Here is a 24,521-nt window from a genome sequence, read left to right as displayed (position 1 = left end):
TCTCGGTTGCTGCTGACACGTGACGGCCTCCTTGCCGGGGTGTCGGAACGCAGGATGGGGAGGACGGGGCCCCACCGCCGGTTCCTGGCCGCCGCGAAGCGGCGGCCAGGCCGTGCCGGTGGGGAGAGGCGCGGGGCGGTGTCGACCCGCGCCTCCAGTCCGATGCGGCGAACGCCGCGTGCTCGCGGTCGCTAGCTCCCGCTGCTGGTGGCCGTCTTGAGAGCCGCCTGCATGTCCTTCAGGGCTTCGTCGACGCTCTTCGATCCCTTCAGAGCGGCGTACGTGTTGTCCTGGATGGCCTTGGTCACGGCCGGGTAGAACGGCGTGACCGGACGGGGCTCGGCCGACTTGATCGACTCGAGCAGCGTCGGCAGGTACGGCAGCTTGGCCGTGAGCTCGGAGTCGGTGTAGAGGTCACCGACGACCGGGGCCAGCGAGCCCTGCGTCGCGAAGAACTTCTGCGTCTCGTTCGACTCGAGGAACTCCAGGAAGTCGTGCGCCGTCGCCTTGTGCTTCGAGTACACGCTGATCGCGGCGTTGTGGCCGCCGAGCGTCGAGGCACCGGTGCCGTCCGCACCCGGGATGGGGGCGATGCCGAAGGTGTCCTTCACCTTGCTGGAACCGTCCGTCTTCGCGAGGTTGTAGACGTACGGCCAGTTGCGGAGGAACAGCAGCTTGCCGCTCTCGAACGCCGTGCGGCCCTGCTCCTCCTGGTACGTGATCGCCTCGGCCGGGATGTTCCCGTCCTTGAACGCGGCGACCAGGTTCTCGAGCCCGGCCTTCGCGTCGCTGGTGTCGACGTCCGGGGTCCCGCTCTTGCTGAGGACCGAACCGCCGGAGCCGTTGATCGCCTCGGAGGCGTTCACCGTCAGGCCCTCGTACTTCGCGAACTGTCCGGCGTAGCAGCCGATGCCGGCCTGCTTCGCGATGTCGCAGTCCTTCATCATGTCGGCCCACGTGGTCGGGGGCGTCTTGACGAGGTCCTTGCGGTAGTAGAGCAGCGCGCCGTCGGAGGTCTGCGGTGCGGCGTAGAGCGTGTTGTTGTAGGTCGCCGTCTTCACCGTGGCCGGCAGGAGCTTCGACGTGTCGAGCTTCATCTTGCCGGTGAGCGGCGTCAGCCAGCCCTTGGCGGCGAACTCGGCGGTCCACACGACGTCGACGTCGACCACGTCGTAGTTCTCGTCCTTCGCCTGGAAGTGCTGCACGAGGTCGTCGTGCTGCTGGTCGGCCTGGTCGGACTGTTCCTTGAAGGTGACCTTCTCGTCGGAGTGGGCCTTGTTCCACTTGGCGATGAGCGGTCGGACGACGTTCGAGTTGTCCTTGCCCTGCACGTACGTGATCGGGCCGCGGCTGTCCTGCCCGTTCTGGGCGTCGCCCGACTTCGCGGACCCGCCGCTCGAGCAGCCGGTGAGCACGAGGCCGATGACGGCGACCCCGGCGACCGAGGCGAAGCGCACCCTGGCGCGAGTTGTCTTCACAGCGTTGTCTCCTCATCGAGATCACCAGGAGGCGTCGATCGGGTACGACCTCGCTGCCTGGAGCAGGCGACGCTGCCTGCTGGTGGAGGAACGTACGCCCGCCGATGGACTTTTGCAACCGGTTGCATCAAGTCCGTGACCTGAGTGTGACCTCGGGAGTTCCCCTGACTTGCTGGGTGAGCGCTCACCCTCGGTCGTGCGCGTGCGGAACCCCGCACGAACCCCGCCACCGCGTCCTCACGCCGTTGTCCGGCGCGATCCACCCCCGTAGCGTCCGGGACATGACCCAGACCCCCTCCGTCACCGTGCCCGGCCCGCGCCGGGTCGTCAGCGTCGACCTGGACGCTCCGCTGCCGCGGCTCGTCGCCGACGAGACCGGTTCGTCCGCGCTCGTCGTCGGGTACCGCGACGGGCACCCGGTCACGACCCTCGACGTGCTGCTGACCGAGGACCCGGCCGACGCCGAGCGGGCCATCGCACCGCTCGCGCACGACGCACGACTGGCCTCGGGCGACGAGGAGACACCGGTCCCCGACGACCAGCTGCCGATGATCTCGATCGTCGTGTCCACGATCGTCGCCCGGGTGGAGGACCTCGGCAAGCTGCTCGACGTCCTCGAGCACCTGGACTACCCCCGCCACGAGGTCGTCCTCGTCGACAACCGGGTGAAGCTGCCCGAGGTCGACGAGCTGCCCGGCCTGCTGGAGGGCCGCTCGGTCCGCCTGGTCACCGAACGCCGTCCGGGTTGCTCCGTCGGCCGGAACTCCGGCGTCGCCGCTGCCCTCGGCGAGGTCATCGCCTTCACCGACGACGACGTCCGCGTGGACCCGCAGTGGCTCCGGATGATCGGCACGCGCTTCGTCCGCGAGCCCGACCTCGACGCGGTCACCGGCATGATCCTGCCCGTCGAGCTCGAGACCCCGGCGCAGATCTGGTACGAGGCCTACTACGGCGGCTTCAGCGGCGAGCGCCAGTTCGAACCGGTCACGATCATCCCGGACGAGGTCCCCGGAGCGATGCGGCACGCCCGAGTCTCCGCCGTGGCTGCCGACGGCACCGTCCGGAAGCACTTCGCCGTGTACGGCATCGGCGGCTACGGTGCCGGTGCGAACTGGGCCGTCCGCCGCTCCTCGTTCGACGCGGCCGGCGGGTTCGACAACACCCTCGGTGCCGGCGTCCCCGCACGTGGCGGCGAGGACCTCGACATCTTCATCGGCATCCTCTGGGGTGGCGGGCGCATCGGCTTCGAGCCCCGCGCCGTCGTGCACCACCGTCACCGCCGGGACCTCGAGGGGCTGCACCACCAGCTGCACTCGAACGGCGTCGGCTTCACGGCGCTGATGTGCGCGCTCATCCTCAAGGACCGCCGGCACCTCGCTGCGCTCACCCGGCTGATGCCCGTCGCCGCGAAGATCAAGACGAAGCAGCTCGTCACCCGTCTGGCCGGCCGCCGCGACGCCGCGCCGGAGACGATGACCGAGGCCTCGACCACGCGCATCCCCCGCTCCCTGGCGTACCACGAGTTCCGGGGCTTCCCCGCCGGTCCCGCCGCCTACTTCAAGAGCCGCCGCTTCTGGCGCGACGTCGAGGAGGGGCGCTTCCGTCCCTGAGGCGCGGCGCCGCGCGGCCGCCGCCGCGGGCGCCGGCCGTGGGCGCCTGCCGTGGGCGCCTTCTGTGGGCGCTTGCGACATCACCGCAGTCGTACGACTGCGGTGATGTCGTTTCCGCGCACCCGCAACAGTTGCGTGCGCAACGAGCGACACCGCACGCGTCGAACGACAGCCGCTTTGTCGCCTCTTGCACACGCATGGAACCGACACGACGCACGGAACGCGCGCGCCGACGGCCTGGAGGCACGGTGCCAGCCCGCCTCGCGCCTCCAGTCCGGTCGTTGCGTGCGCAACGAGCGACACCGCACGCGTCGAACGACAGCCGCTTTGTCGCCACTTGCACACGCAACAGTTGCGTGCGCAACGAGCGACACGGCACGCGTCGAACGACAGCCGCTTTGTCGCCACTTGCACACGCATGCAACCGACACGACGCACGGAACGCGCGCGCCGCCGACGGCGCCGACGACGAGCGCCGAAGGCGGGCGCCCTACCGCGCCGCGCGCCGCCCCCGCAGGTACCGCCACGGCCCGCCGAGCGCCGCGACGAGCTCGACCCGCTTGAGTCCGGCCGTCGCCTCGAGGAACGCCTCGTCGACGGGCCACCCGCCCACGACGTCCACCGCGGCGGACACCTGATCCGCACCGGCCCCGCCAGAGCCCTGCCCGAGCGCACCGAGCTGCCGCAGCGCACCGACCGCCCGCCGCAGCACGGCGAGCGCGGTCCGCGGCTGCAGCATCAGCTTCGCAACCCACGCCCCGAGCCCGGTCCCGTACCCGAGGGCCTGCGACCGGAGTGCGGCCCGGTCGGGGCGGTGCTTGTGCCACACGACGGCGGACGGTTCCACGGCGAGTGCCCCGCCGGAGAACAGCACGCGGGTGAAGAGATCCGGGTCCTCGCCGGCGCGTGCGGGGGTGCCCGGGCCGAGGGCGACGTCGAAGCCGCCGAGCTCGATCGCTGCGGAACGGCGGAGGGACATGTTCGCGCCGGTGCCGAACGCGCCGACGGAGAACGGGAAGAGCGGCAGGTCCGCCGGGGGCGCCGCGGTGCGGAACACCCGGCGCTCCAGGTTCCGCGCCCAGGTCACACGCTCGTCGAAGTACCGCTGCGTGGGGGTCCGGAGCTCCCCGCTCGGCACGAGTCCGGTCACGCAGACGACGTCCGCGTCGCGGGCGTACGCGTCGGCGAGCGCCGCGAGCCAGTGCCGGTCGACGACCACGTCGTCGTCGACGAAGGCGACCACGGCTCCTGACGCGAGGGCGAGACCGGCGTTCCGTGCCCGTGAGACGCCGGGTCGGGCCTCCAGGACGTAGTGCACACGCGGGTCGCCGATCGCGGCGACCACGTCGCGTGTCGCGGAGGTGGTGGGCGCGTTGTCGACGACGAAGACCTCGAAGTCGTCGTAGGCGGACGCCAGCACGGAGCGGACGCAGCGGCGCAGGTCCTCGGGGCGGTCGCGGGTGCCGATGACGACGGACACCAGTCCGACGGGCGCGCCGGTGGGTGCGGCCGGGAGGCGCGTGGTGCGCAGTTCGCGGAGCGCCCGTCCCAGCTCGGCCGGGTCCACGTCCCCACCCGCGTCGACGGCGACGTCGACGAAGCCCGCGACCTCACGTCCGTCGCGGACGAGGAGGCGTGCCCGGCGGAACCCCTGTGCACCGGCGAGCTCGACGGCGGAGGCGGCGAGCGCCTCCTGCCGGTCGACGGCGCCGACCCAGGCCGCGCCGGCCCAGGTGGGGGCGTCGGGCGACGGCATCGCGGGTGCGAGCATGAGCACGCGGGCGGTGGTGGCCTGGTAGTCGGTCATGTTCCGATGCTCCGGTGGCGTTCCGGACCGGTCAACGGTGGCCCTCCGGGGTTGCGGCGACGGTCGTCCCTCTTGCGGTTTGCCGCCACCGCACCCCCGTCGCCCCGTAGGATCGGGGGACGAACCGGCGGCAGCACGCCGGGCACGAGGAGGACGAATGCCGCTGGGCCCCACGACCGAGCTCGGCGACGTCCTCCCCTCGGAACGGACCGTCCTCGTGGTCGACACGGTGACGTGCGTCTGCGGCCACGTGCGAGAAACGCACGAGCACTACCGGCCGGGTTCCGACTGCGCACTCTGCGACTGCCCGAAGTTCCGGAAGAAACGCTGATCAGCGGGGCCTGAGCGCGCGGACGACGGCCCGCGGAACACCCTCGGTGCGGGAAACCGCCGCTTCCCCGCAGAGGCCCCGTGACCGCCTTGTCCGCCCCGGAACGGCGCGGTTAGCGTCGCGTCCATGGCCATCTCCCCCGCGCCGCTCGCGTGCATCGTCCTCGCCCACGAGGACCCGCAGCACGTGCGCCGACTCGTCGAGGCGCTCGACCCGTTCCCGGTGTTCCTGCACTGCGACGCGCGCACGCCGGAGTCCGTGTTCCTGGCGATGACCGCAGACCTGCCCGACCGCGTCCGCCTGCTCCCCCGGATCCGGACCGGCTGGGCGAAGTGGGAGAACGTCGCCGCCGAGGTCGAGGGGTACCGGACCGCCCTCGCGACGACGGACGTCTCGCACGTCGCCGTCCTCACCGGCAGCGACTACCCCCTCGCCCACCCGGACGAGATCCGGGCGCTCCTCGCCGCGCACCCCGAGGAGTCGTTCATCGCTGCGAACCCGCTCCCGTACAGCGACTGGGGCCGGGACGGCGGTGTCGCACGGATCAGGTACCGGCACTGGGCGTGGCGGAAGCAGATGCTGCGCCTGCCGGTCCCCCGACGGGTGCCGCGCGACGTCGTGTTCGCGGGCGGTTCGCAGCTCAAGGTCCTCGCGCGGCGGCACGCGGCGGCCGTCGTCGCCACCGTCGACGAGCGTCCCGACCTCGTCCGGTTCTGGCGCCGCACCTGGGTGGCGGACGAGACCTTCGTGCCGTCCGTGCTGAGCACGCCCGCACTGGCCCCGGGCTTCGCGGACGAGCACGTGCCGCACGGGCTGTGGTGGATCGGGTGGGACGGCACCGCCCGGAAGAGCCCGCCGTGGCTGACCACCGCGGACGCCGGAGCACTCCTCGAACGCCGCACCATGCCGGACGTGGACGTGCCGCACGTGTTCGCGCGGAAGTTCTCGACGGACCGGAGCTCGGACCTGCTCGACGTGGTCGACGCCGCGTTCGGCCTGCGGGAGGGCGTGGCGCCGTCCGGCTCGGCTCGGCTCGGCGTGTCGCCGTCCGGCGTCGCGTCCGGCGCTCCGGGGGTGGTCGCACCGTGACCGTCCCGCAGACCCGGCGCGAGGCCCGCGCCGCCCGGGAGGCCGACGCGCTCGCCGCCGACCGGACGTTCACCGCCGCCGACCCCGCGTTCGGTGCAGCCGACCCGACGTTCGCCGCCGCCGACGCGCTCGAGGTCGGCATCGACCCGTCCGCCGCCCCCGTCCCCGAGTCCCTGGACACCGGCAGCGTCGCCGTCCGCAAGGGCGCCTCGGTCCTGTTCGGCCGTGGTCTGCTGTACGTCGTCGTCTGGTCGATGCAGCTCGTCGTCTCGTCGCTCATCTCCCCCGTCCTCGCGCACCTCATGCCCCCGGCGGAGTTCGGTGTCCTCGCCTCGGCCATCGCGCTGTACCAGGCGCTCGTGGTCCTGGCGGTGGCCGGCATCGACCAGGCCTCGGTCCTGCAGCGTGCGGAGGACGGCAACGACACCCGAGCCCGCGGGCTGCTCGCCGTCGGGATGATCACGGCGAGCATCATCACCGTCATCGCGCTCACCACGATCCCGGTCTGGGGCGACGCCGCCGGCTTCGTCGGCGAGCACCCGCTCCTCCTCGTCGCGGTGCTCTGGACCGGCCCGGCGGCGATCGTGCAGATCTCCCTCGCACTCCTCGTCGCCCAGGACCGAATCAAGGTCTTCGCGGTGACGAGCCTGCTGTCCTCGATCGGCGGCTCGATCATCGGTCTCGGGCTGCTGACGCTGGTGCACGCCGACGCCACCACGTACGCCTGGGGCGGCGTGGTCGCGCAGGGCGTGGCGATGGTCATCGGGATCGCCGCCACCCGCCCGCGCCTCGCCGGTCTGTTCGACGGTGCCACCACGGCCCGGGCGTTCAAGCTCGGCATCCCGATCGCCCTCGGGAACCTGTCCTACTTCGTGCTCAACGCCGGTGACCGCGTCGTCGTGCAGCGCCTCCTCGGCCCGGAGGAGGTCGCGCGCTACCAGATCGCCTACGTCGTCGGTTCCGCGGTCATCCTGCTCCTGAGCTTCACGAACCAGGCGTGGGCGCCGCACTTCGCTGCGCTCCGGGACGCCGTCGCCCGCCGCGAGCTGGCGATGCACTCGCGCAACGAGTTGTACCGGATGCTCGGTCCGGTCCTCCTCGCCGTGACGCTGGTGTCCCCGGTCGCACTGCCGATCCTCGCCCCGGCGTCGTACCGCGTGCACGAGCTCACCGTCGTGGTGTTCATCGTCGCGGTCACCGCCTTCCCGGTGGTGGCGAGCGGTGCGACCGGCCGACTGCTCCTGATCAAACGACGTGGGGTCGCGGTCGGTGTGATCGCCGCGATCGCGGGTGCGGTCAACATCGGGGCGAACCTGCTGCTCGTGCCGGTCCTCGGCATCGCGGGTGCGGCGGTCTCCACGGTCGTCGCTTACGTCGTACTGGCCGCCATGCAGCTGTTCGCGCTGTCCGACCGTCGGGAGTGGCGTGGGCCGGGCCTCCGCATCATCCTGCCGGTGGCCGCCGCGCTGGTCGTCGCCGGCGCGTCGTTGTTCGTGCCGCAGGACACCCTGTGGAACTGGTTCCGGGTCGCGGGGGTCCTCGCGTGCATGCCGTGGTTCCTCCGCCGCCTGCGAGCCGCACGGGGAGGGTCGTCGTGACCAGGAGAGGTCGTCCGTCCGACCGCACGCGGCCACTCCGCGTCGGGGTGATGACCGCGGGCCTCGCGATCACCGGCGGACTCGAGCGCTGCGTCCTCGAGGACACCCGCGAGCTCGTCGCCGCCGGCCACGACGTGGAGGTCTGGTACCGCGAGGCGGGCGTGCCGCGCGCGGGTGAGGGCCACGAGCCGTTCGAGGAGATGGGCGTCCCGCTGGTGCCGATGGCGGACTACCGCTTCGGGCTCCGCACCGCCCTCCGCGACGCCTGGCGCTTCGCCCGCGAAGGGCTCCGGCTCCGTCGCTCCCACCTCGACGTGCTCTGGCTGAACCGTCCCGAGTACCTGCCGTTCGGCCGCGTCGTCTCGATGGTGTCCGGCGTCCCCCTGGCGGTGCACCTCCACCACGCCCCGAACTACGCCCGTCTCGGCCCGATCGCCGGCGGTCGGACGCAGTTCTTCGCCGTGTCGCACGCGATGGCCGCGGCCTGGGCGGACGCCGGCGCACCCACCGACCGCATCACCGTCGTCCCCAACGGCGTCGACACCGACGCGTTCCCGCCGGCGACGCCGGCGACGGTCCACGAGGCGCGGGTCGCGCTCGGCATCGACGACGCCACTCCGACGGTCCTCTACTACGGCCGCCTCTCGCGGTCGAAGGGGGTCCTCGCACTCCTGGAGGCATGGGGTCGCGTCCTCGCGACGGCCGACGCCCGCCTCCCCCACACCGTTCCCCCGGTGGCCGGTTCCCCGCGACGGGCGCCGCTCCTCGTGCTCGCCGGTGCGCTCTACCCGGACGAGGCTGACGCCGTGCAGCGCGCGATCGCCGCGCTCCCCGAGGGGTCCGTCCTCGTCGCTCCCGAGCGGGACGACGTCGTCCCCCTGTTGCACGCCGCCGACCTGGTGGTGGCGCCGTCGATCGAGCCGGAGGGCTTCGGTCGTGTCGTGGTCGAGGCGATGTCGGCCGGCCGCGCCGTGGTCGCTGCGGCGTCCGGCGGCACCGGCGAGATCCTCGCCGACGAGTGGACCCGCTTCACCGTCGACCCGGAGGACACCGACGCGCTGGCCGAGAAGGTGCTCGACACGCTCGAGGAAGCCGTGCTCGACCCCTCCCTCGGCGCTCGCGGGCGCACCTGGGTGCAGGAACGGTACGGACGGGCACCGCACGTCGACGCCCTCCTGCGGGCGCTCGAGGAGCACGCGCGCCGCTGACCGGCGCGCGCTCCCTATGTCGGCTCCGCTCCCCGCTCAGTTCCCCGGGCTGTCCGGTGTCCAGGTGCCCTCCGCGGGCGCCGTGGCACCGTCGGACGGCAGGGTCGCCGGGGGCTCAGCGCCGTCGGCCGGCACGTCGATGGTCATCCAGTCGATGAGCAGCGACCCGTCGGCGTCCCGCGGCGGCCGGCCGTCGTTCGACCCGGCCTGCACGACGAGGTGCATGCGCGAGACGGGGATGCTCTCGGTGGTCGTGCCGATCACCTTCCCGTCGACGAGGAACGACATCCGGACCGGCGTCCACTCGATCGTGTAGGTGTGCCAGTCCGCGAGCGACGCGTCGGTCTCGTGCTGCACGCACTTCTCCGCCGGGTCCTGCAGGCAGTGGACGTTGAGGAACGCGGGGGCGCCGAGCGCGCCCTCCGGGAAGTCGACCTCGCCGTCCGCCCAGACGTTCTCGTCACTCCAGAGCAGCACCGCGACCCCGTACCCGTCGACCTCGTCGCTCTTCATCCGGATGCTGTAGCGGCCGGCGGTCTGCCCGCCCCACTGCCCGTCGACGAGCGGCACCACGCCACCGGCGAGCGGCGTGCCGTCCTCCGTGGTCCGGAGCCGCATGTCGAGGACACCGTCGTGCGCCGTGAGGGTCGAGGCCTGGTACCTGCCCGTCCCCGCGGTGTCGGCGAAGCCGTGGTAGACGGAGAACCGGTCGGCGTACTGCGACTCGAACTGCCCCGTCGGGGTGCTCTCGGCGAAGTCCTCCGAGAAGGCGCGCTCCCACCCGCCGCCGTCGCTCGTCGGCATGGTCACACCGCTCGGGTCGACGGCGTCCGGCGGTGGGACGGCGTTCGTGGCCGCGACCGCACCCGCGGCGATCACCAGGGCGCCCGCAGCGAGCGCGATGCGACGGCCGGCACGTCGGACGGGTCCGCCGTGCCGGGCGACCCCGGCGCCGTGCGCCGGGGCCGCTCCGTGTGCCGAAGCGGCGTCGCCCGAGAGGGACGGGCTCAGCTCGTCGTCCACGCGCGCACCTCCGAGAGGCCGGCGTTCACCGTGGTCTTCGAGACGGTGGTCGTGGTGAAGCGGACCCACGTGACCTTCCGCGCGGTGAAGTCGATCGTCTTCGCGGTCCCGTCGTTCGGGAGCGATCCGACGGTCACCTTCGTGCCGTCCGAGAACGTCAGCGTGCCGCCCGTGATCTGGTCGGCGCTGTTCGGTCGGTCGTACAGGACGATCCGCTGGAGGGCCACCGCACTCGTCCAGTCGAGCTGGATCCACACGCCGGTCCGGCCCGCCGGTGCGACCCACTCGGCGGACGGGTTCGCCGGGTAGCCGGAGACCACGCCGTCGACCGCCTTCGCGACGGTCTGGCCGTCCGCCGGGTTGTCATTGCTCGCGGTCGCCTTCGCGGCCGCGGTGACGTCGGACAGCGTGGGCGTGGGCGTCGGGGTCGGCGTGGGCGTCGGGGTCGGGGTCGGAGTCGGCGTCGGCGTCGGCGTCGGCGTCGGCGTCGGCGTGGGCGTCGGCGTCGGAGTCGGCGTCGGCGTCGGCGTCGGAGTCGGCGTCGGAGTCGGCGTCGGCGTCGGCGTCGGCGTCGGCGTCGTGCTGCCGGCCGTCCCGAACGCCCGGATCTCGGCGAGCCCGGCGTTCTGCGTCCCACTGCTCACCGACGTCACGGTGAACCGGGCCCAGGTGACCTTCCGCGAGCTGAACGTCACGGCCTGCAGCGTCCCGGTGTTCGCCAGCGACGGCACCGTCACGCTCGAACCGTCCGAGAACGTCAGCTTCCCGCCCGTGACCTGGTCGGTGGTGTTGGGCCGGTCCGCCAGGTCGATCTCGGTCAGCGTCGTCGACGAGGGCCAGGTCAGCTGGATCCACGTCCCCGACCGCCCGCCGGGTGCGACCCACTCGGCGCTCGGGTTGGCCGGGTAGCCGCTGACGACACCGTCGACGGCCTTCACCGCCGTCTGCCCGTCGGCCGCGTTCTCCGCGCTCGCCGACACCGCGGCGCCGCTCGTCACGTCGGTGCGGGTCGTCGTCGGCGGTGTCGTCGTCGGCGGTGTGGTGCCGGCCGGCCCGAAGGTGCGGATCTCGGCGAGCCCGGTGTTCTCGGTCGACCCGCTCACCGACGTCACCGTGAACCGGACCCAGGTGGCCTGGCGGGCGCTGAACGTGACGGGCTGCAGTGCGCCGCCGTTCGGCAGCGACGGCACCGCGACGCTCGAGCCGTCGGAGAAGGTGAGCGTCCCGCCGGTGACCTGGTCCGCGGCGTTCGGCCGGTCTGCCAGGTCGATCTCGGAGAGCGTGGTCCCACCGGACCAGTTCAGCTGGATCCAGGTGCCGGCACGACCGGACGGTGCCACCCACTCGGCGGTCGGTGCGTCCGGGTAGCCGCTGACGACCCCGTCGACGGCCTTCTGCGCGGTCTGGCCGTCGGCCGGGTTCTCGGCGCTGGCGGTCACCGTCGCGCCGCCCGTCACGTCGACCCGGTTCGGGTCGGTCGGCTGGGTCGGTACCGTCGACCCGACGGTGTACTGCCGGCTGAGCCACGACGACTCCGGGCGGCTCGCGCACGCGTCGGCCGAGGCACAGGTCAGGGGGTCCTGGGCCGCGTACGTGTAGAACGCGTCGGCCTTCGCGCTCGTCTGGGCGGCGGTCAGGTTCGACGGCCGATCCGCGATCGGGTACCCCATGTACCCGGCGAAGGAGTGGCTGCCGCTGTACTGCGTCTGCACCTCGTTCGTCAGGTACGCGACGGTGTGGTGGTCGCTGTGGTCGCCGTCGCCGTAGGAGCCGCCGTAGTCGAGCGTGTGGATGTCGGTCGGGGCGTAGTCCCGCACGATGCCGAGCAGGGTGGCCGTGAGCTGAGCCAGCGTGTACGTCTCGCTGTGGTACGCGCCGGAGACCGTGCTGATCGTGCTGGTGTCACCGGTGTAGAGCCGCTGGAGGCTCTGGTAGCCGTCGGCCCAGAAGCCGTTGCCCTCGACGTTGCCGTCCGGCAGCTCGAGGAACACCATGCTCACCTTGGGGTCGGTGGTCAGGGTGGTGGCGTGCAGGGTGTGTCCCGCGATGACGAGCGAACTCGTCGTCCACGTCGATGCGACGCCCGCGATCTTCGCGTAGGCGGCCTGCAGCCCGGTCTGCCGGCTCTGCCAGTACGAGGGGTCGTACCCGGCGTCCCCGGCGGTGAGGACCACGGAGCGCACACAGCGTCCCGCGTCGATGTCCTTCCGGAGCGCGGTCCCCTGGAAGAGCAGGTCGTCGTCGGGGTGCGCGACGACGTTGAGCACCCGCCCGGCGCTGCAGTCCGCCGTCGTGGCGGCCTGTGCAGCCGACACGACGAGGTTCGGTCCGACGAGGACCGCCGCGATGGTCGCGAACACGGCCGCGGCGGACACGGCGATCGTGCGCCGTGTCCGCCGTGGCCGACTGGGGTCATGTGGTCGCATGACGGAGTCCTTCCGGGGTGAGCTCGTACATCGCCGTGGTGCCCGAGGACCAGATCCGCTTCCAGTACGGCGACGACGCCATCGCGGTCGCGAGCTGCTGGTAGTCGGCATCGCTCTGGTACCCGTAGCGGGCGTCGTAGGCGCCGAACGGCTCGGCGACGAGCGCGTAGTACTTCGTGGCGGACCAGTTCTCGACCAGCCCGCGCGTCATGTCGGAGACGTCGGTCTCGGCGTCGTAGCCGCCGGTGGGGTCGGGGTAGGGGCCGAGGGCTTCGCGGGTCAGGTACGAGACGTCGAAGTAGCGCGCGCCGGTGTTGCTCGGCACGGCGTTGGCGGAACCGGTGAGGAGCATGATCGACCCCTTCGGCGCGGTGCGGTCGTACAGCTGCGTCGCCTCGGACTGGCTCCTGGTCATCACGCGGTTCCAGTCCAGCGCGGTCTGCCCGAACGCCCCGATCGCGACGAACGCGGTGATCGCCAGCCCGGCGACGGCGAAGCGGACGGCCGTGGGACGCATCACGGTGCGGACGACGGAGCCCGCCCAGGCGAGACGGCCGGTCGGCATCGGCAGCGCCGCGGCGAGGACGGCGAGCCACGGGGTGGCGAACAGGACGACGCGGAAGATGCCCTCCTGGCCGTAGTTCGTGGCGACGAGCAGCGAGACCGGACTGCCGGCCGCGACGAGGAGCGCCCAGTGCACCCGGTCGCGGCGGAGCAGCACGGTCAGGAGCGCGACGAGTCCGACCAGGACGAGCGCGGCCGCCGGCACGTCGAACGCGAGCCCGGTGACGAGCGGCTTCGGCAGGACCGTCATGTCGTGCGACGGCGGCTGCACGTTGTCGAGCACCCGTCCGACCGCGGCGAGCGACAGGAACCGGTCGAGGACGCTGCCGTTCATCACGGCGAACACCACGGCGGGCACGAGGACCACGGCGGGCAGCCACCACGGCCGGGTGAGCTTGAAGACGACGAGCACCGTCAGCGCGGCGACCGTGAGGTAGGGCGAGATCTGGTGCGTCACGGCGAGCACGATGCTGATGCCGGCGATCGCGACGAGCCGCGAGAGACCGACGCGACGGGCGCGCGGCTTGGGCGTCGGCGACGCCGAACCCGACGCCGACGCCGACGCCGACGCCGACGCCGACCCGAGCCCCGGCAGCGCGCCGGTCGTCCGCAGCTGCCCGGTCGCGAGCACGAGGATCGCGATGGACAGCAGGATCCCCGTCGACTGCGGCGAGAAGTACGTCGTGTTGAGCGAGGCGGTCATCGCGGTGAGGAACGCCGCGATCCACGGCCGACGGTCGCCCGGCAGCCAGTGGGCCGCGAGCACGCCCACGGCGATCGTGGTGGAGAACGCGAGCAGCACGGGCACCCACGCGGCGATGAGCATCGCGTTCGCGATCCCGCCGACGTCGGCGACCCAGGCTCCGCCGGCGAACAAGCCCGACCAGGTCTGGAAGATGTCCGCGGCGGGGTTGGTGCCGCCGTAGGTGCGGATGTACTCCAGGACGCCGATGTGCCGCGCCGCCGCCATCACGGTCGGGACGCCGTACGTGATGGCCTGCGCCAGCTGGATCACGCCGCCGAGCACGACCACGGGGACGGCGAGCCCGCGACCGCGGACCAGCGCGACGACGGCTGCCGTGACGACCACGGCGAGGCCGATGACGAGGCCGGGGCCGAGCGAGCCGAAGAGCCCCGCGGGGACCGGGTCGCCGATGTGGGTGAGGGCGGCGCCGACGACGACGAGGAGCCCGCCGATCGACATCGCGGTCACCGTGGCGGTGGTGTCCCAGCGCCATGCCACGGCGGGGCGCACCAGCCGGACGCGGCGCAGCTCGGCGAGGTCGCGGGGCACGGTGACCGTCACGGCGGCGGCGGTGAGCACGACGACCGCGACGAACGGCACCGTCGGCGCCCAGATGTGGAACGTGGCCATCGTGTACCCGATGGCGATGGTGCCGACCAGCGAGCCGGTGACCGCGAGGACCGCGAACCGGGCGAGCGGCATCGGGCGGACGAGCAGCAGCGGTGCGACGCCGAGGAGGGCGAAGAGGAACACGCCGATCGCGCTCGCCCGGAGCACCGGCAGCCCGAGGGCGACGCCGAGCGCCGCGACGACGAGCGTCGCCACGGGCAGCCCGGCGGCGACGAGGCGTGCGACCGGACCCATCGCGCCCGGCGTGCTCGAGCGGGTCGGTCCGGCGGTGTCGAGGCCGCGCTGGAGCTCGTGACGTCCGCGTTCGGTCCGGTCGATCGTGCCGGCGCCGCCGAGGCGCTCCCGGAGCGCCAGGGCGGGTGCGGTCAGGACCGAGCGGCGCTCGACCCCGCGCAGACGGTGGGCGGTGACGGCGAACTCCGTCGACACGGCGTCGGTCCCCTCGGACGCCGACGGACCGAGTTCACCCGAGGCGGTGCGTTCCGACGCTGCGTGGTCCGTGCCGTCCCGGTCGATGTCGGCGGCGGGGTCACCCTGCTCGAGGCCGAGCCGTGCGAACGCACTGGCGGCATCGGGGAGGGCGTCGACCGTGGCGGCGAGCGTGTCGCGGTCGAGGGCGTTCTTGGTCATCCAGGCTCCGAGTCCGTGGCCGTGTGCGGCGGCGGCGGCCCGGAGCGACGCGACGTCGTCCGGGGTCCGCTGCCACGCGATCGCGGCGGGTTCGACGGCGATCGCGGATCCGGCGACGAGCAGTCGTGTGAAGAGGTCGAGGTCGTCGCCACCGCCGACCCGGGTGCCGCGTCCGAACGCGGTGTCGAAGCCGCCGATCCCGAGCGCGGTGGCCCGGTGCACGGCGAGGTTGGCGCCGCTGCCGTACTCGGCGGCGGCGAAGGGGTGACGGGCTGATCCGTCGTACTCCGACTCGTCGTCGGCGAGGCGGTGCACGCGACGACGGACGGTCCGAGCGGTGACGGTGCGGTCGTCGCGCCAGCGCTGCGCGGGGGTGCGCAGCTCGGCGGTCGGCACCAGGCCGGTGACGCACGCGACGTCGCGGTCGGCGACGAACGCGGACGCGAGCGCCTCGAGCCAGCCGGCGTCCACCACGGCGCCCTCGTCGACGAACGCGACGACGTCCCCGGTCGCGGCGAGGAGTCCCGCGTTCCGCGCTGCGGCCAGACCGCCGGCGGGAGCCGCGATCGTCGTGACCGCGCGACCGCCGATCAGCACGGTGGTCGGGACGGCCTCGTCGGCCGCGCGCGACACCACGATGACGTCGAACGACGGGTGCCCGTTCGCGAGCACCGAGCGCATCGTCTCCCCCGCAGCGCCGTCGGTGCAGAGCACCACGGTGACGGACGGCAGGTCCTGACCTGCTGCCGGCCGTCGCTCGGGTGCCGGCATCGGCCGGATCGCTCGCTGGAGGGTGCGGACGTCGATCGTCGGACCGATGCGGCGCCGGTCGGTGATCTCCGCCTCGACGAACCCGAGCGGCTCGCCGTGGTCGCGGACCAGCAGCCGGGCCCGCCGGTACCCCTCGGCGCCCGCGAGTGCGATGACCTCGCGGTGGCTGGACGCGTGCACGTCGGCGCGGTCGATCTCGCCGACCCACAGGGCCCCGTCCCACGTCGGGGCGAGGGGGCCGGTGACGATCGGCGAGACGACCATCGCCAGGGTCGCGCGGGTCACGGTGTCACCACCGGACGACGTGCGACGCGGTCCGCCGGGGCGGTGACGACGACGCTGCCGAGCAGGCGTCCCACCGCGTAGCCGGTGATCGTCGACACCACGGACACGACGATCGCGACGGCGTGCTTCCCGCCGCCACGCCCGACCGCACGGAGCTCGCGCACCAGGGCGCCGGGCAGCACCTTCGTCAGGTAGGTCTGTTCGCTCGAGAGCGAGTCGCCGGTGCCGACGCGCCGGCTCAGCACGGCCTTCGAGATGCCCTCGTAGTAGCTGCGGCGACGGAGGTACCGCATGGTCACGCGGTCCGGGGAGACCCGGTGCGAGACGTTCGAGCGGGGTTCGTGCCGGATCCGCGCGCCCGGACGCGCCTGGGCGATCCGGATGCACATCTCGGTCTCCTCGCAGCCGAGCGGCTGGTTGCCGACCCGGCCGATCCCGGAGCGGAACCCACCGGCGAGCAGGATGGCCTCGCGCCGGAACGCCATGCTCGACCCGATGACGTTGCGGACGTCGCCCGCGGTCTCGGGCAGGCCGCGGTAGCTGCAGCCGACGATCCAGAGCAGCTCGTCCGTGTACGGACCCGCTCCGGTGGCGTCCGGCCACGACGGCGTGGCTCGGCCTCCGACGCCCATGACGTCGGGGTCCTCGAGCGCGGTGAGCATGTGGCCGAGCCAGTCCTCGTCCGCGGTGGCGTCGTCGTCGAGGAACGCGACGACGTCGGCCTCGGTCAGGGCGACCCCGGTGTTCCGCGCTCCGGACAGGCCGCGGTCCTCGCTGTTCTCGACGACGCGCAGTTCCGGCCAGCGGGCGGCGGCACGGGCGAAGAGCTCGGGCTCGTGGTCGATGACCACGACCACCTCCGGGGCCTCCGGCTGGCGTTTGGCGGACTCGACGCTGTCCTGCAGGTCACCCCATCGCTGCTGCGTGTACGCGCAGATCACGACGGCGACACTCGTCACGCGGCGTCCCCCTCGAGCGCGGGCACCGTCGACGCGGCAACGGGCGACGACGCGGCCACGGGCGTCGACGCGGCCACCGGTCCACCGGACACGTGCGAACCCGTCACCGGCGAACCCGTCACCGGCGACACCGGGGACCCGGCGATCGGTGCGGCGGCGACCCCGCCGGACAGCGCGGTCCCCCCGCCGGACATCGTGGCGACGCGCGCACGAGCACGGCCCTGTGCGGCACGACGACGCTCGTGCATGATCGACTTCAGCACCCGGATCCCGTCGGTGACGGCGTTGAGGTTGCTCTGGCCGTGCACGCGGAGCTTCTCGTGGCTCGGGACCTCCTCGATGGCGAGCTCGGCCGCCGACCAACGGCAGGTGAGCACGGTCTCGATCTCGAACCCGTCGCCCCACAGCATCGAGCCGTCGGCCGGACGGGGCAGCGTCGAGGAGAGCAGCCCGATCTTCGGCAGGACGTCCGCCCAGAAGGCGTTGTAGCCGTAGCAGAGGTCGCTGTACCGGGTGCCGAGGATGACGTTGCAGAGCACGTTCAGGCCGCGGTTGCCGAGGTTGCGGAGGATCGTGATGTCGTCGCTCCCGCCGCCGTGGGCGTAGCGGGTGCCCTTCGCGACGTCGGCGCCGTCGACGAGCGCCTGCACGAAGCGCGGGATCTCGTCCGGGTCGGCGGAGCAGTCCGCGTCGAACATGACGACGACGTCGCCGGTGACGGCCTCGAAGCCGCAGGCGAGCGCGTTGCCCTTGCCCTTCCGGGTCTGGTGCACGACGCGGATGTCGGGGAGGAGCCGCTGGGCCGTGGCCACGGTGTCGTCGACGGAGTGGCCGTCCACGAGGATGACCTCGTACACGGGCGGCAGCTTCGGGAGGATGATCTCCAGGTTCCGGGCCTCGTTGCGGGCCGGGATGACGACGGAGACCCTCGGGTCCCTCGGTCGGACGGTGGTGACGGACATGGTGCTCCTGTCGGGTTCAGGGTGCGTTCGGGTCGCTCGGAGGTCCGGCAGAACCCCGGTGCGGACCGTGGCGACGGGGTACGCCGGTCACGGGTGCCGGCGGGGCGCGGGTACGACGCCACCGGGTGCGGGTCGAGTGGGTACGTCTCTCCCCGCGGACCAACCCTCGCTGGGGGCGGGGTGGGGGTCAATGCGGTGTGCGGTCCCTTGCGGACCCCCGGGCGTGGATACGGAAACCCGCAACGGTGCAGCGGGTGCGGCCCGAGGACGCACGCGACGACGGCCTGGAGGCGCGGTGCCGGCTGGCACCGCGCCTCCAGGCCGTCGTCCGGTCCGGTCGGACCCCCGTCTCACTCGGTGGGGGCGGCCTCCGGGGCGAGGGCGGCGCGCAGCTCCGCTGCGAGCTGCGCGACGTGCGGCTCGCGGAGGAGCGACGTGTGCTCCGCAGCGATCCGGATGGTGCGGTTGTCCCCGCGGAGGTACGCCGACCAGCCCTCGGCGTCCGGGTTCCCGTCCGCGACGACGTACGTCGACGAGCCGGCGAACGGCGTCGGGTCGTGCCGCCGCGTCATGATCTCGGCCTGGTCGAAGAAGGCGTCGAAGCCCTTCTGCCCGCTGTACCGCAGCACGCCGACCGTGTACGCACGGAACCGCTTCGCGGCCTGCTGCCCGTAGGGCACGCCCGCCGGCATCACGCGACGCGCCAGCCGGTCGACGCTCTTCCGGACGGCGCGCACGGTCGGGTTGGCCGACTCCTTCGGCGCCATCCGGCCGAAGTGCAGGCGCGCCTGCTCCGACTTCGTGCGCGGCAGGTAGGTGTCGAGCAGGGCGACGTGCTCGACCTGCTCGCCGCTCTCGGTGAGGAGCCGGGCGACCTCGAGGGCGACGAGCCCGCCGAGGGAGTGCCCGACGAGCACGTAGGGGCCACGGGGCTGCACGATGCGCATGAGTGCCAGGTAGCGGCGGGCGATGCGCTCGACCGACCAGTCCGGCAGCCCGCGGTGTTCGAGGGCGTGCTGCTGGAAGGCGTACACGTCGCGGTCCGGCAGGTAGCGGGACAGCGGCAGGAAGGTCAGTGCGAGGGCACCGGCTCCCGCGAAGCAGAACACCGGTGCGTTGCCGGACTCGCGGGCCTCGGAGACCTTCACGACGTCCGGGTGGCTCGGCAGGGCGCTCGTGCCGGAGCGGACCCGCCGGGCGAACGCGCGGAGGGTCGGGTGCTCGAGGACGTCGGAGCCGCGCAGGTCGACGCCGAGGCGCTGGTGCACGATCGCGAGCATCTCCTCCGCGGTCAGCGAGTCACCGCCGAGGGCCGAGAAGTCCTCGTCGAGGTGAACACCCCGCAGCCCGAGGACCTCGGCCCAGATCTGCCCGACGACGAGCTCCCACTGGTCGTACTCGCCCTCGGTCATCTCCGCCTCGACGCTCGGGGCGCCGGGCAGCTCGGCACGCGCCACCTTGCCGCGTTCGTTCCGCGGCAGCTGGGCCATCGGCACGATCGACGCCGGCACCATGTACTCCGGCAGCGTGACGCGCAGCGCGCGGCGGATGGCTGCGGGCGCCGGGGTGCGGCGACCGGGGCGACCGACGACGTACGCGACGAGGCGGGTGACGGCGGGCGGGGCGACGAGCGCGGTGACGACGGCGTCGTGGACCTCGGGCAGCGCACGGAGCGCCGCCTCGACCTCGCTCGGTTCCACCAGGTACCCGCGGACCTTCACGGCGTCGTCGGATCGGCCGAGCAGGACGAGCGTGCCGTCCGGCTCGAACCGGGCCAGGTCGCCCTGCCGCCAGGCGGGGACCGCGTCCGGGTCGTCCGAGGGGATCATGTGCTCGGCGGTCTTGTCCGGGGCGCCCCAGTAGCCGGCGGTGAGCCCGCGTGACACCACGACGAGTTCGCCGGTCTCCCCCGGTGCAGCCGGGGAGCCGTCCTCGCGGATGACCCGGACCGACTTGTGGTGCAGCGGCCAGCCGGCCGGCACGACGCCGGTGGGGACCGGGTCGGCGGGTGTGACCGACGCGTACGCGACGCAGCCCATCTCGCTCGCGCCGAAACCGTTCCAGATCGTCGTCGCTGTGCCGAGGTGCGGTCGCGCGGCGATGACGTCGGTGCCGGTGACCGGCTCGCCGACGGTCATCAGGAACCGGAGGTCGCCGAGGACCCGGGTGCCGGTCGCCCGCGCGGCCGCCTTCTCCGGGGCGTCCTGCGCGTCCACGATCGAGCGGAGCAGGTGCGGGGTGCAGACGAGCGACGTGACGCCCTCGTCGTGGAGCCGGCGGACGAGCCGGTCGACCCCGAGCTCACGCGGCTCGGTGAGGACGATGACCGCGCCGTTCAGCAGCGCGCTGAAGGTGAACAGGAACCCGGCGGCGAAGGACAGCGGCACCGCGAGGCCGAGCCGGTCCCCCGGCGCGAGCCCGATCGCGACGGCGTCCTGCTCGGTGTTCTCGAGCTGCTGCCGGTGGGTCATCACGACGCCCTTCGGCAGGCCCGTCGACCCCGAGGTGAACACGATCACGAGCGGGTCGCCGTCGCCGGGTCGCCGCGCGGCGCCGGTCGTCGCGTTGCCCGCGGTCGTCGCTGCGCCCGGGGTCGTCGCTGCGCCCGCGGTCGTCGCGCTGCCCGCGGTCGTCGCGGCGCCGGCGGTCGTCGCTGCGCCGGCCCCGGTGGCGGTCCGCTCGGCACGCTCGAGCAGCGCCGCCAGGTCGTGGACCCGACCCCCGGTCTCCGCCAGGACGGCCTCGGCACCGGCGGTGCGGTCGGCGTCAGCGATGACCTCGTCGACACCCGCGAGCTGCACGACGTGCCCGAGTCGGGCCGGCGGCAGGTGGTCGTCGAGCACGACGAGGGTGCGCCCGGCACGGACGAGGGCGAGGATCCCGACGACCGCTTCGGTGGTCTGCCCGGCCATGATCCCGATCGGCTTCGAGGCGCCCCCGGGCACCGTCCCGACGCCGGCCCCGCTCCGGTCGTCCGGCAGGAGTTCCTCGACGAGGACCTCGGCGAGTCCCCGCGAGAGCCGGTCCGCCTCGGCGAAGGTCATCGAACGGCCGTCGCCAGCGAGCGCGGGTTCGTCGGCGTGCGCGGCGACGACGCGGTCCCAGCGGTCCAGGACGGAATGGTCGTCGGCGGCGGCCACGGCAGCGTCGTGGGGCCAGCGGTGGATCGTGGTCAGCGGTTCTGCAGCGGTCACGGAAGACCCCCCGAGTGCTCGTCAGTGGGCCGCCGCAGAGCTGCGACGGTGCCCCGACGGTAGATCGGCACGGGGCCGGTCGGCGAGGGTGGTCGCCCGGGGTGCGGAGAACCGCAAGGGCCTGGAGGCGCGGGCCGCGTCCGCCGTGCGCGTCCGGCTGCTCGGCACGGTTGCGCCCAGAGCGTCCGGAGCGGCTCCGGCATCGTGCGGTTCCCCGCAACCTCGGGATCGGCTGGGGGCGAGCAACGAATCGACTCCGTGCGCCGCCGGGCGTGTCGATCTCGCCGGAGTGCCGGAAACGGGAACAGCCCCCGGGAGATCCCGGGGGCTGTTTCTCGAGTGCTGGGGTACCTGGACTCGAACCAAGAACGACGGTACCAGAAACCGCTGTGTTGCCAATTACACCATACCCCAAAGGCCCGGAGGCCTTCGGTCCCGGTTGCCCGGGGCACGATCAACTACTGTACAGCATCCCGGAGGTCTGTGAGACCACCCACGAGGTCCCGGTGCACCGCCGCGGCCGTCACGGCGCCGTGCCCCGCGGCCACGATGAGCTGCTCGGGTCCGGGAGGCGTCACGTCCCCCACGGCGTAGACACCCGGGACGGAGGTCCGTCCACACCGGTCGACCTCGACGAGGCCCTCGGCGTCGCGCGCCGGTTCGACGTGGAGCCAGTCGAGGTCCGCGTGCCAGCGGGGACGGACGAACCCGCCCGTCCGGGGCTCCACGTGGCCGTCGGCCAGGCGGACGCCGGTCATGCCGGAGCGGTCCCCCTCGAGGTCCGCCACGGCCCGTTCGTCGACGCGGACACCCGCCGACGCCAGGCGCGCACGCCCCGCGTCGTCGAGCACGCCGGAGTCGTTCGTGTACACCACGAGGTCGTCCGTCCACGAGGCGATGAGCAGCGCGCGGTCGACCACGTCGTCCGTCTCGCAGATGAACGCCAGCGGCTCCCCCGCCTTGTCGTACGCGTCGCACTCCACGCAGCTGTGCACCGACGTGCCGTAGAAGGCGCGGAGCATCGGCAGCGCCGGGAACTCCTCGCGCAGTCCGGTGGCGACGACGACCGCACGGGCGGAGGCCTCGACCTCGGTCCCCCGCCACGCTGCGTGCACGCTCCAGCGGTCCCCGTCCGGCGCCACCCGGTCGACGACGGCCTGCACGACCGTCGCCTCGTCGTACCCCTCGACCTCGTCGCGTCCGAGCTTCCGGAGTTCGAGCGGCGAGATGCCGTCGCGGGTCAGGAACCCGTGCGAGCGCAGGGTCGCGGCGTTCCGGGGTCGGTTCGCGTCCACGAGCAGCACCGTGCGCTTCGCCCGGACGAGGTTGAGCGCGGCGCTCAGCCCGGCCGGACCCGCGCCGATGACGACCACGTCGACCGTCAGCGGTCCCGTACCGTGGCCGGAGACCTGCTCGGCGGCGGGAGCGGGAGGGGTGTGTGGGGTGGGTAGGGGTGTGGCGTCCACGGTGGGGTCCGTCAGCGGTCGGCGAGCCGACGGAGCCGCGCGAGGGTGGAGTCCTTCCCGAGGATCTCCATCGACTCGAACAGCGGCGGGCTCACCCGGCGACCGGACACGGCCACGCGGAGCGGACCGAAGGCCAGACGCGGCTTGAGGCCGAGCCCGTCGATGAGCGCCGCACGCAGCGCACCCTCGATCGCCTCGGTCGTCCAGGTGTCGAGCGGCTCGAGCGCCGCGGTGCCGGCACGGAGCACGTCGCCGGCATCGGCCTTGAGCGTCGCGAGGGCGTCGTCCTCGACCACGAGGTCGTCGTCGGCCGTGAACAGGAAGCCGAGCATGCCGGGAGCCTCGCCGAGGAGCTGCATGCGCTCCTGCACGAGCGGCGCAGCCCGGGTCAGCACGTCGAGCTGCTCCGGGGTCGCCGGGTCGGACAGGAACTCGGACAGGTACGGCACGAGCCGGCCGCGGAAGTCCTCGGCGTCGAGCAGACGGATGTGGTCCCCGTTGATCGCCTCGGCCTTCTTGTGGTCGAACCGGGCGGGGTTCGGGTTGACGTCCGAGACCTCGAACGCGCCGACCATCTCATCGATCGAGAACACGTCGCGGTCGGCGCCGATCGACCAGCCGAGCAGGGCCAGGTAGTTGACGAGCCCCTCCGGGATCATGCCGGCGGCACGGTGGTGGAACAGGTTCGACTCGGGGTCGCGCTTCGAGAGCTTCTTGTTGCCCTCCCCCATCACGTACGGCAGATGACCGAACACCGGGATGAACTCTGCGATGCCGACCTCGTAGAGCGCCTCGTAGAGGGCGATCTGCCGCGGTGTGGACGACAGCAAATCCTCGCCGCGGAGGACGTGCGTCACCTGCATGAGGGCGTCGTCGACCGGGTTCGTGAACGTGTACAGCGGCTTGCCGTTGGGGCGGACCACCACGAAGTCCGGGAAGGTGCCCTGCTTGAAGGTGATCTCCCCGCGCACGAGGTCGTCGAAGCTCAGGTCGCGGTCGGGCACCCGGAGGCGCAGAGCCGGCTCGCGCCCCTGGTCGCGGAAGGCCTGCCGCTCGTCCTCGGTCAGGTCACGCTCGTGGTTGTCGTACCCCTGCTTCGGATCGCGACCGGCGGCGGTGTTGCGCGCCTCCATCTCCTCGGGGGTGACGAACGATTCGTAGATGTGCCCGGAGGCCTTGAGCTTCGCGATGACGTCCTGGTAGATGTCCGTGCGCTCCGACTGCCGGTACGGGCCGTGCGGTCCCCCGGCCTCGACGCCCTCGTCCCAGTCGAGCTTGAGCCACCGCAGTGCCTCGAGGATCTGCTGGTACGACTCCTCGCTGTCACGAGCGGCGTCGGTGTCCTCGATGCGGAAGACGAGCTTGCCGCCGGTGTGCCGCGCGTACGCCCAGTTGAACAGGGCGGTGCGGATGAGTCCGACGTGCGGCGTGCCCGTCGGACTGGGGCAGAAACGGACACGGACATCGGAGCCGGAGGCAGTGGTGAATGGCGCAGTCATGACGCCTCGATCCTACCGGGTGAACGCAGAAAACCCCTGACCACGGATGGTCAGGGGTTCCCTGGTGTTGCAACGTTGAGTCCGGCGGCGTCCTACTCTCCCACAAGGTCCCCCTTGCAGTACCATCGGCGCTGAGAGGCTTAGCTTCCGGGTTCGGAATGTGACCGGGCGTTTCCCTCTCGCTATGACCACCGGAACACCTTCGACCTGATCCGATGAACCAGGAAAGCTGTCCCGGCTCCCCAC

General features: G+C 72.7%; 15 protein-coding genes, 1 tRNA gene and 1 rRNA gene. 5 read left to right on the top strand and 12 right to left on the bottom strand.

What is annotated here, in order from left to right; genetic code table 11:
* Nucleotides 1-191: 191 nt before the first annotated feature.
* A complete protein-coding gene (locus BLT36_RS13275) occupies nt 192-1,478 on the bottom strand; it encodes an ABC transporter substrate-binding protein (RefSeq protein ID WP_092095891.1) in 1,287 nt (428 codons plus the stop codon).
* 281 nt (nt 1,479-1,759) lie between these two features.
* On the opposite strand from BLT36_RS13275, the gene BLT36_RS13270 reads away from it, so the two are divergent.
* A complete protein-coding gene (locus BLT36_RS13270; RefSeq protein ID WP_175529644.1) occupies nt 1,760-3,088 on the top strand; it encodes a glycosyltransferase in 1,329 nt (442 codons plus the stop codon).
* Between the two features lie 490 nt (nt 3,089-3,578).
* Here the strand turns inward: BLT36_RS13270 and BLT36_RS13265 are convergent, their stop codons facing one another.
* Nucleotides 3,579-4,895, bottom strand: a complete 1,317-nt coding sequence (locus BLT36_RS13265; RefSeq protein WP_217638313.1) for a glycosyltransferase family 2 protein — start codon at nt 4,893-4,895, stop codon at nt 3,579-3,581.
* A 157-nt stretch (nt 4,896-5,052) separates the two neighbouring features.
* Here BLT36_RS13265 and BLT36_RS18785 point away from each other — a divergent pair, with 157 nt between their 5' ends.
* The 4 genes from BLT36_RS18785 to BLT36_RS13250 all read left to right on the top strand — a co-directional run bounded on the left by BLT36_RS18785 (nt 5,053) and on the right by BLT36_RS13250 (nt 9,121).
* Nucleotides 5,053-5,226 carry a hypothetical protein gene (locus tag BLT36_RS18785; protein WP_175529643.1) on the top strand — a complete coding sequence of 58 codons (174 nt, stop codon included), beginning with the start codon at nt 5,053-5,055 and terminating at the stop codon, nt 5,224-5,226.
* 126 nt (nt 5,227-5,352) lie between these two features.
* Nucleotides 5,353-6,315, top strand: a complete 963-nt coding sequence (locus BLT36_RS13260; RefSeq protein WP_092095888.1) for a beta-1,6-N-acetylglucosaminyltransferase — start codon at nt 5,353-5,355, stop codon at nt 6,313-6,315.
* Nucleotides 6,312-7,913, top strand: coding sequence for a lipopolysaccharide biosynthesis protein (locus BLT36_RS13255; protein ID WP_092095886.1), 1,602 nt, complete (start codon nt 6,312-6,314; stop codon nt 7,911-7,913). The genes BLT36_RS13260 and BLT36_RS13255 overlap by 4 nt, the downstream gene beginning before the upstream one ends.
* Nucleotides 7,910-9,121: a glycosyltransferase family 4 protein gene (locus tag BLT36_RS13250; RefSeq protein ID WP_139166469.1), complete on the top strand. Its 1,212-nt coding sequence runs from the start codon at nt 7,910-7,912 to the stop codon at nt 9,119-9,121. The genes BLT36_RS13255 and BLT36_RS13250 overlap by 4 nt, the downstream gene beginning before the upstream one ends.
* A 36-nt stretch (nt 9,122-9,157) precedes the next feature.
* On the opposite strand, the gene BLT36_RS13245 is transcribed toward BLT36_RS13250, so the two are convergent.
* From BLT36_RS13245 to rrf, 10 genes are all read right to left on the bottom strand, one after another.
* Complete coding sequence (locus tag BLT36_RS13245; protein ID WP_092095882.1) at nt 9,158-10,144, bottom strand: glycoside hydrolase family 16 protein; 987 nt, start codon at nt 10,142-10,144, stop codon at nt 9,158-9,160.
* Nucleotides 10,129-12,519: a DUF7402 domain-containing protein gene (locus tag BLT36_RS13240; protein ID WP_175529642.1), complete on the bottom strand. Its 2,391-nt coding sequence runs from the start codon at nt 12,517-12,519 to the stop codon at nt 10,129-10,131. Before BLT36_RS13240 ends, BLT36_RS13245 begins: the two co-directional genes overlap by 16 nt.
* A 37-nt stretch (nt 12,520-12,556) precedes the next feature.
* A complete protein-coding gene (locus BLT36_RS13235; RefSeq protein ID WP_092095878.1) occupies nt 12,557-16,195 on the bottom strand; it encodes a glycosyltransferase in 3,639 nt (1,212 codons plus the stop codon).
* On the bottom strand, nt 16,192-17,154 hold the full coding sequence (locus BLT36_RS13230) for a glycosyltransferase family 2 protein (RefSeq protein ID WP_092095876.1): 963 nt from the start codon (nt 17,152-17,154) through the stop codon (nt 16,192-16,194). The genes BLT36_RS13235 and BLT36_RS13230 overlap by 4 nt, the downstream gene beginning before the upstream one ends.
* Nucleotides 17,151-18,116: a glycosyltransferase family 2 protein gene (locus tag BLT36_RS13225; protein WP_254787636.1), complete on the bottom strand. Its 966-nt coding sequence runs from the start codon at nt 18,114-18,116 to the stop codon at nt 17,151-17,153. Before BLT36_RS13225 ends, BLT36_RS13230 begins: the two co-directional genes overlap by 4 nt.
* Before the next feature lie 350 nt (nt 18,117-18,466).
* Nucleotides 18,467-21,310, bottom strand: coding sequence for an alpha/beta fold hydrolase (locus BLT36_RS13220; protein ID WP_092095874.1), 2,844 nt, complete (start codon nt 21,308-21,310; stop codon nt 18,467-18,469).
* Between the two features lie 342 nt (nt 21,311-21,652).
* Nucleotides 21,653-21,724 (bottom strand) — tRNA-Gln (locus tag BLT36_RS13215).
* A gap of 44 nt (nt 21,725-21,768) precedes the next feature.
* Nucleotides 21,769-22,695 (bottom strand): NAD(P)/FAD-dependent oxidoreductase, encoded by a 927-nt coding sequence (locus BLT36_RS13210; RefSeq protein ID WP_092096484.1) that lies wholly within the window; start codon nt 22,693-22,695, stop codon nt 21,769-21,771.
* Between the two features lie 92 nt (nt 22,696-22,787).
* Nucleotides 22,788-24,275, bottom strand: coding sequence for a glutamate--tRNA ligase (gltX, locus tag BLT36_RS13205; protein WP_092095873.1), 1,488 nt, complete (start codon nt 24,273-24,275; stop codon nt 22,788-22,790).
* Between the two features lie 79 nt (nt 24,276-24,354).
* Nucleotides 24,355-24,471, bottom strand: a 5S ribosomal RNA gene (rrf, locus tag BLT36_RS13200).
* Between the last annotated feature and the right edge of the window lie 50 nt (nt 24,472-24,521).

The organism is Curtobacterium sp. UNCCL20, from assembly GCF_900101675.1.
In the GTDB taxonomy this organism is placed as follows: domain Bacteria; phylum Actinomycetota; class Actinomycetes; order Actinomycetales; family Microbacteriaceae; genus Curtobacterium.
Note: the sequence above shows the minus strand (reverse complement) of the source record. Positions and strands in the feature narration are given on the sequence as shown.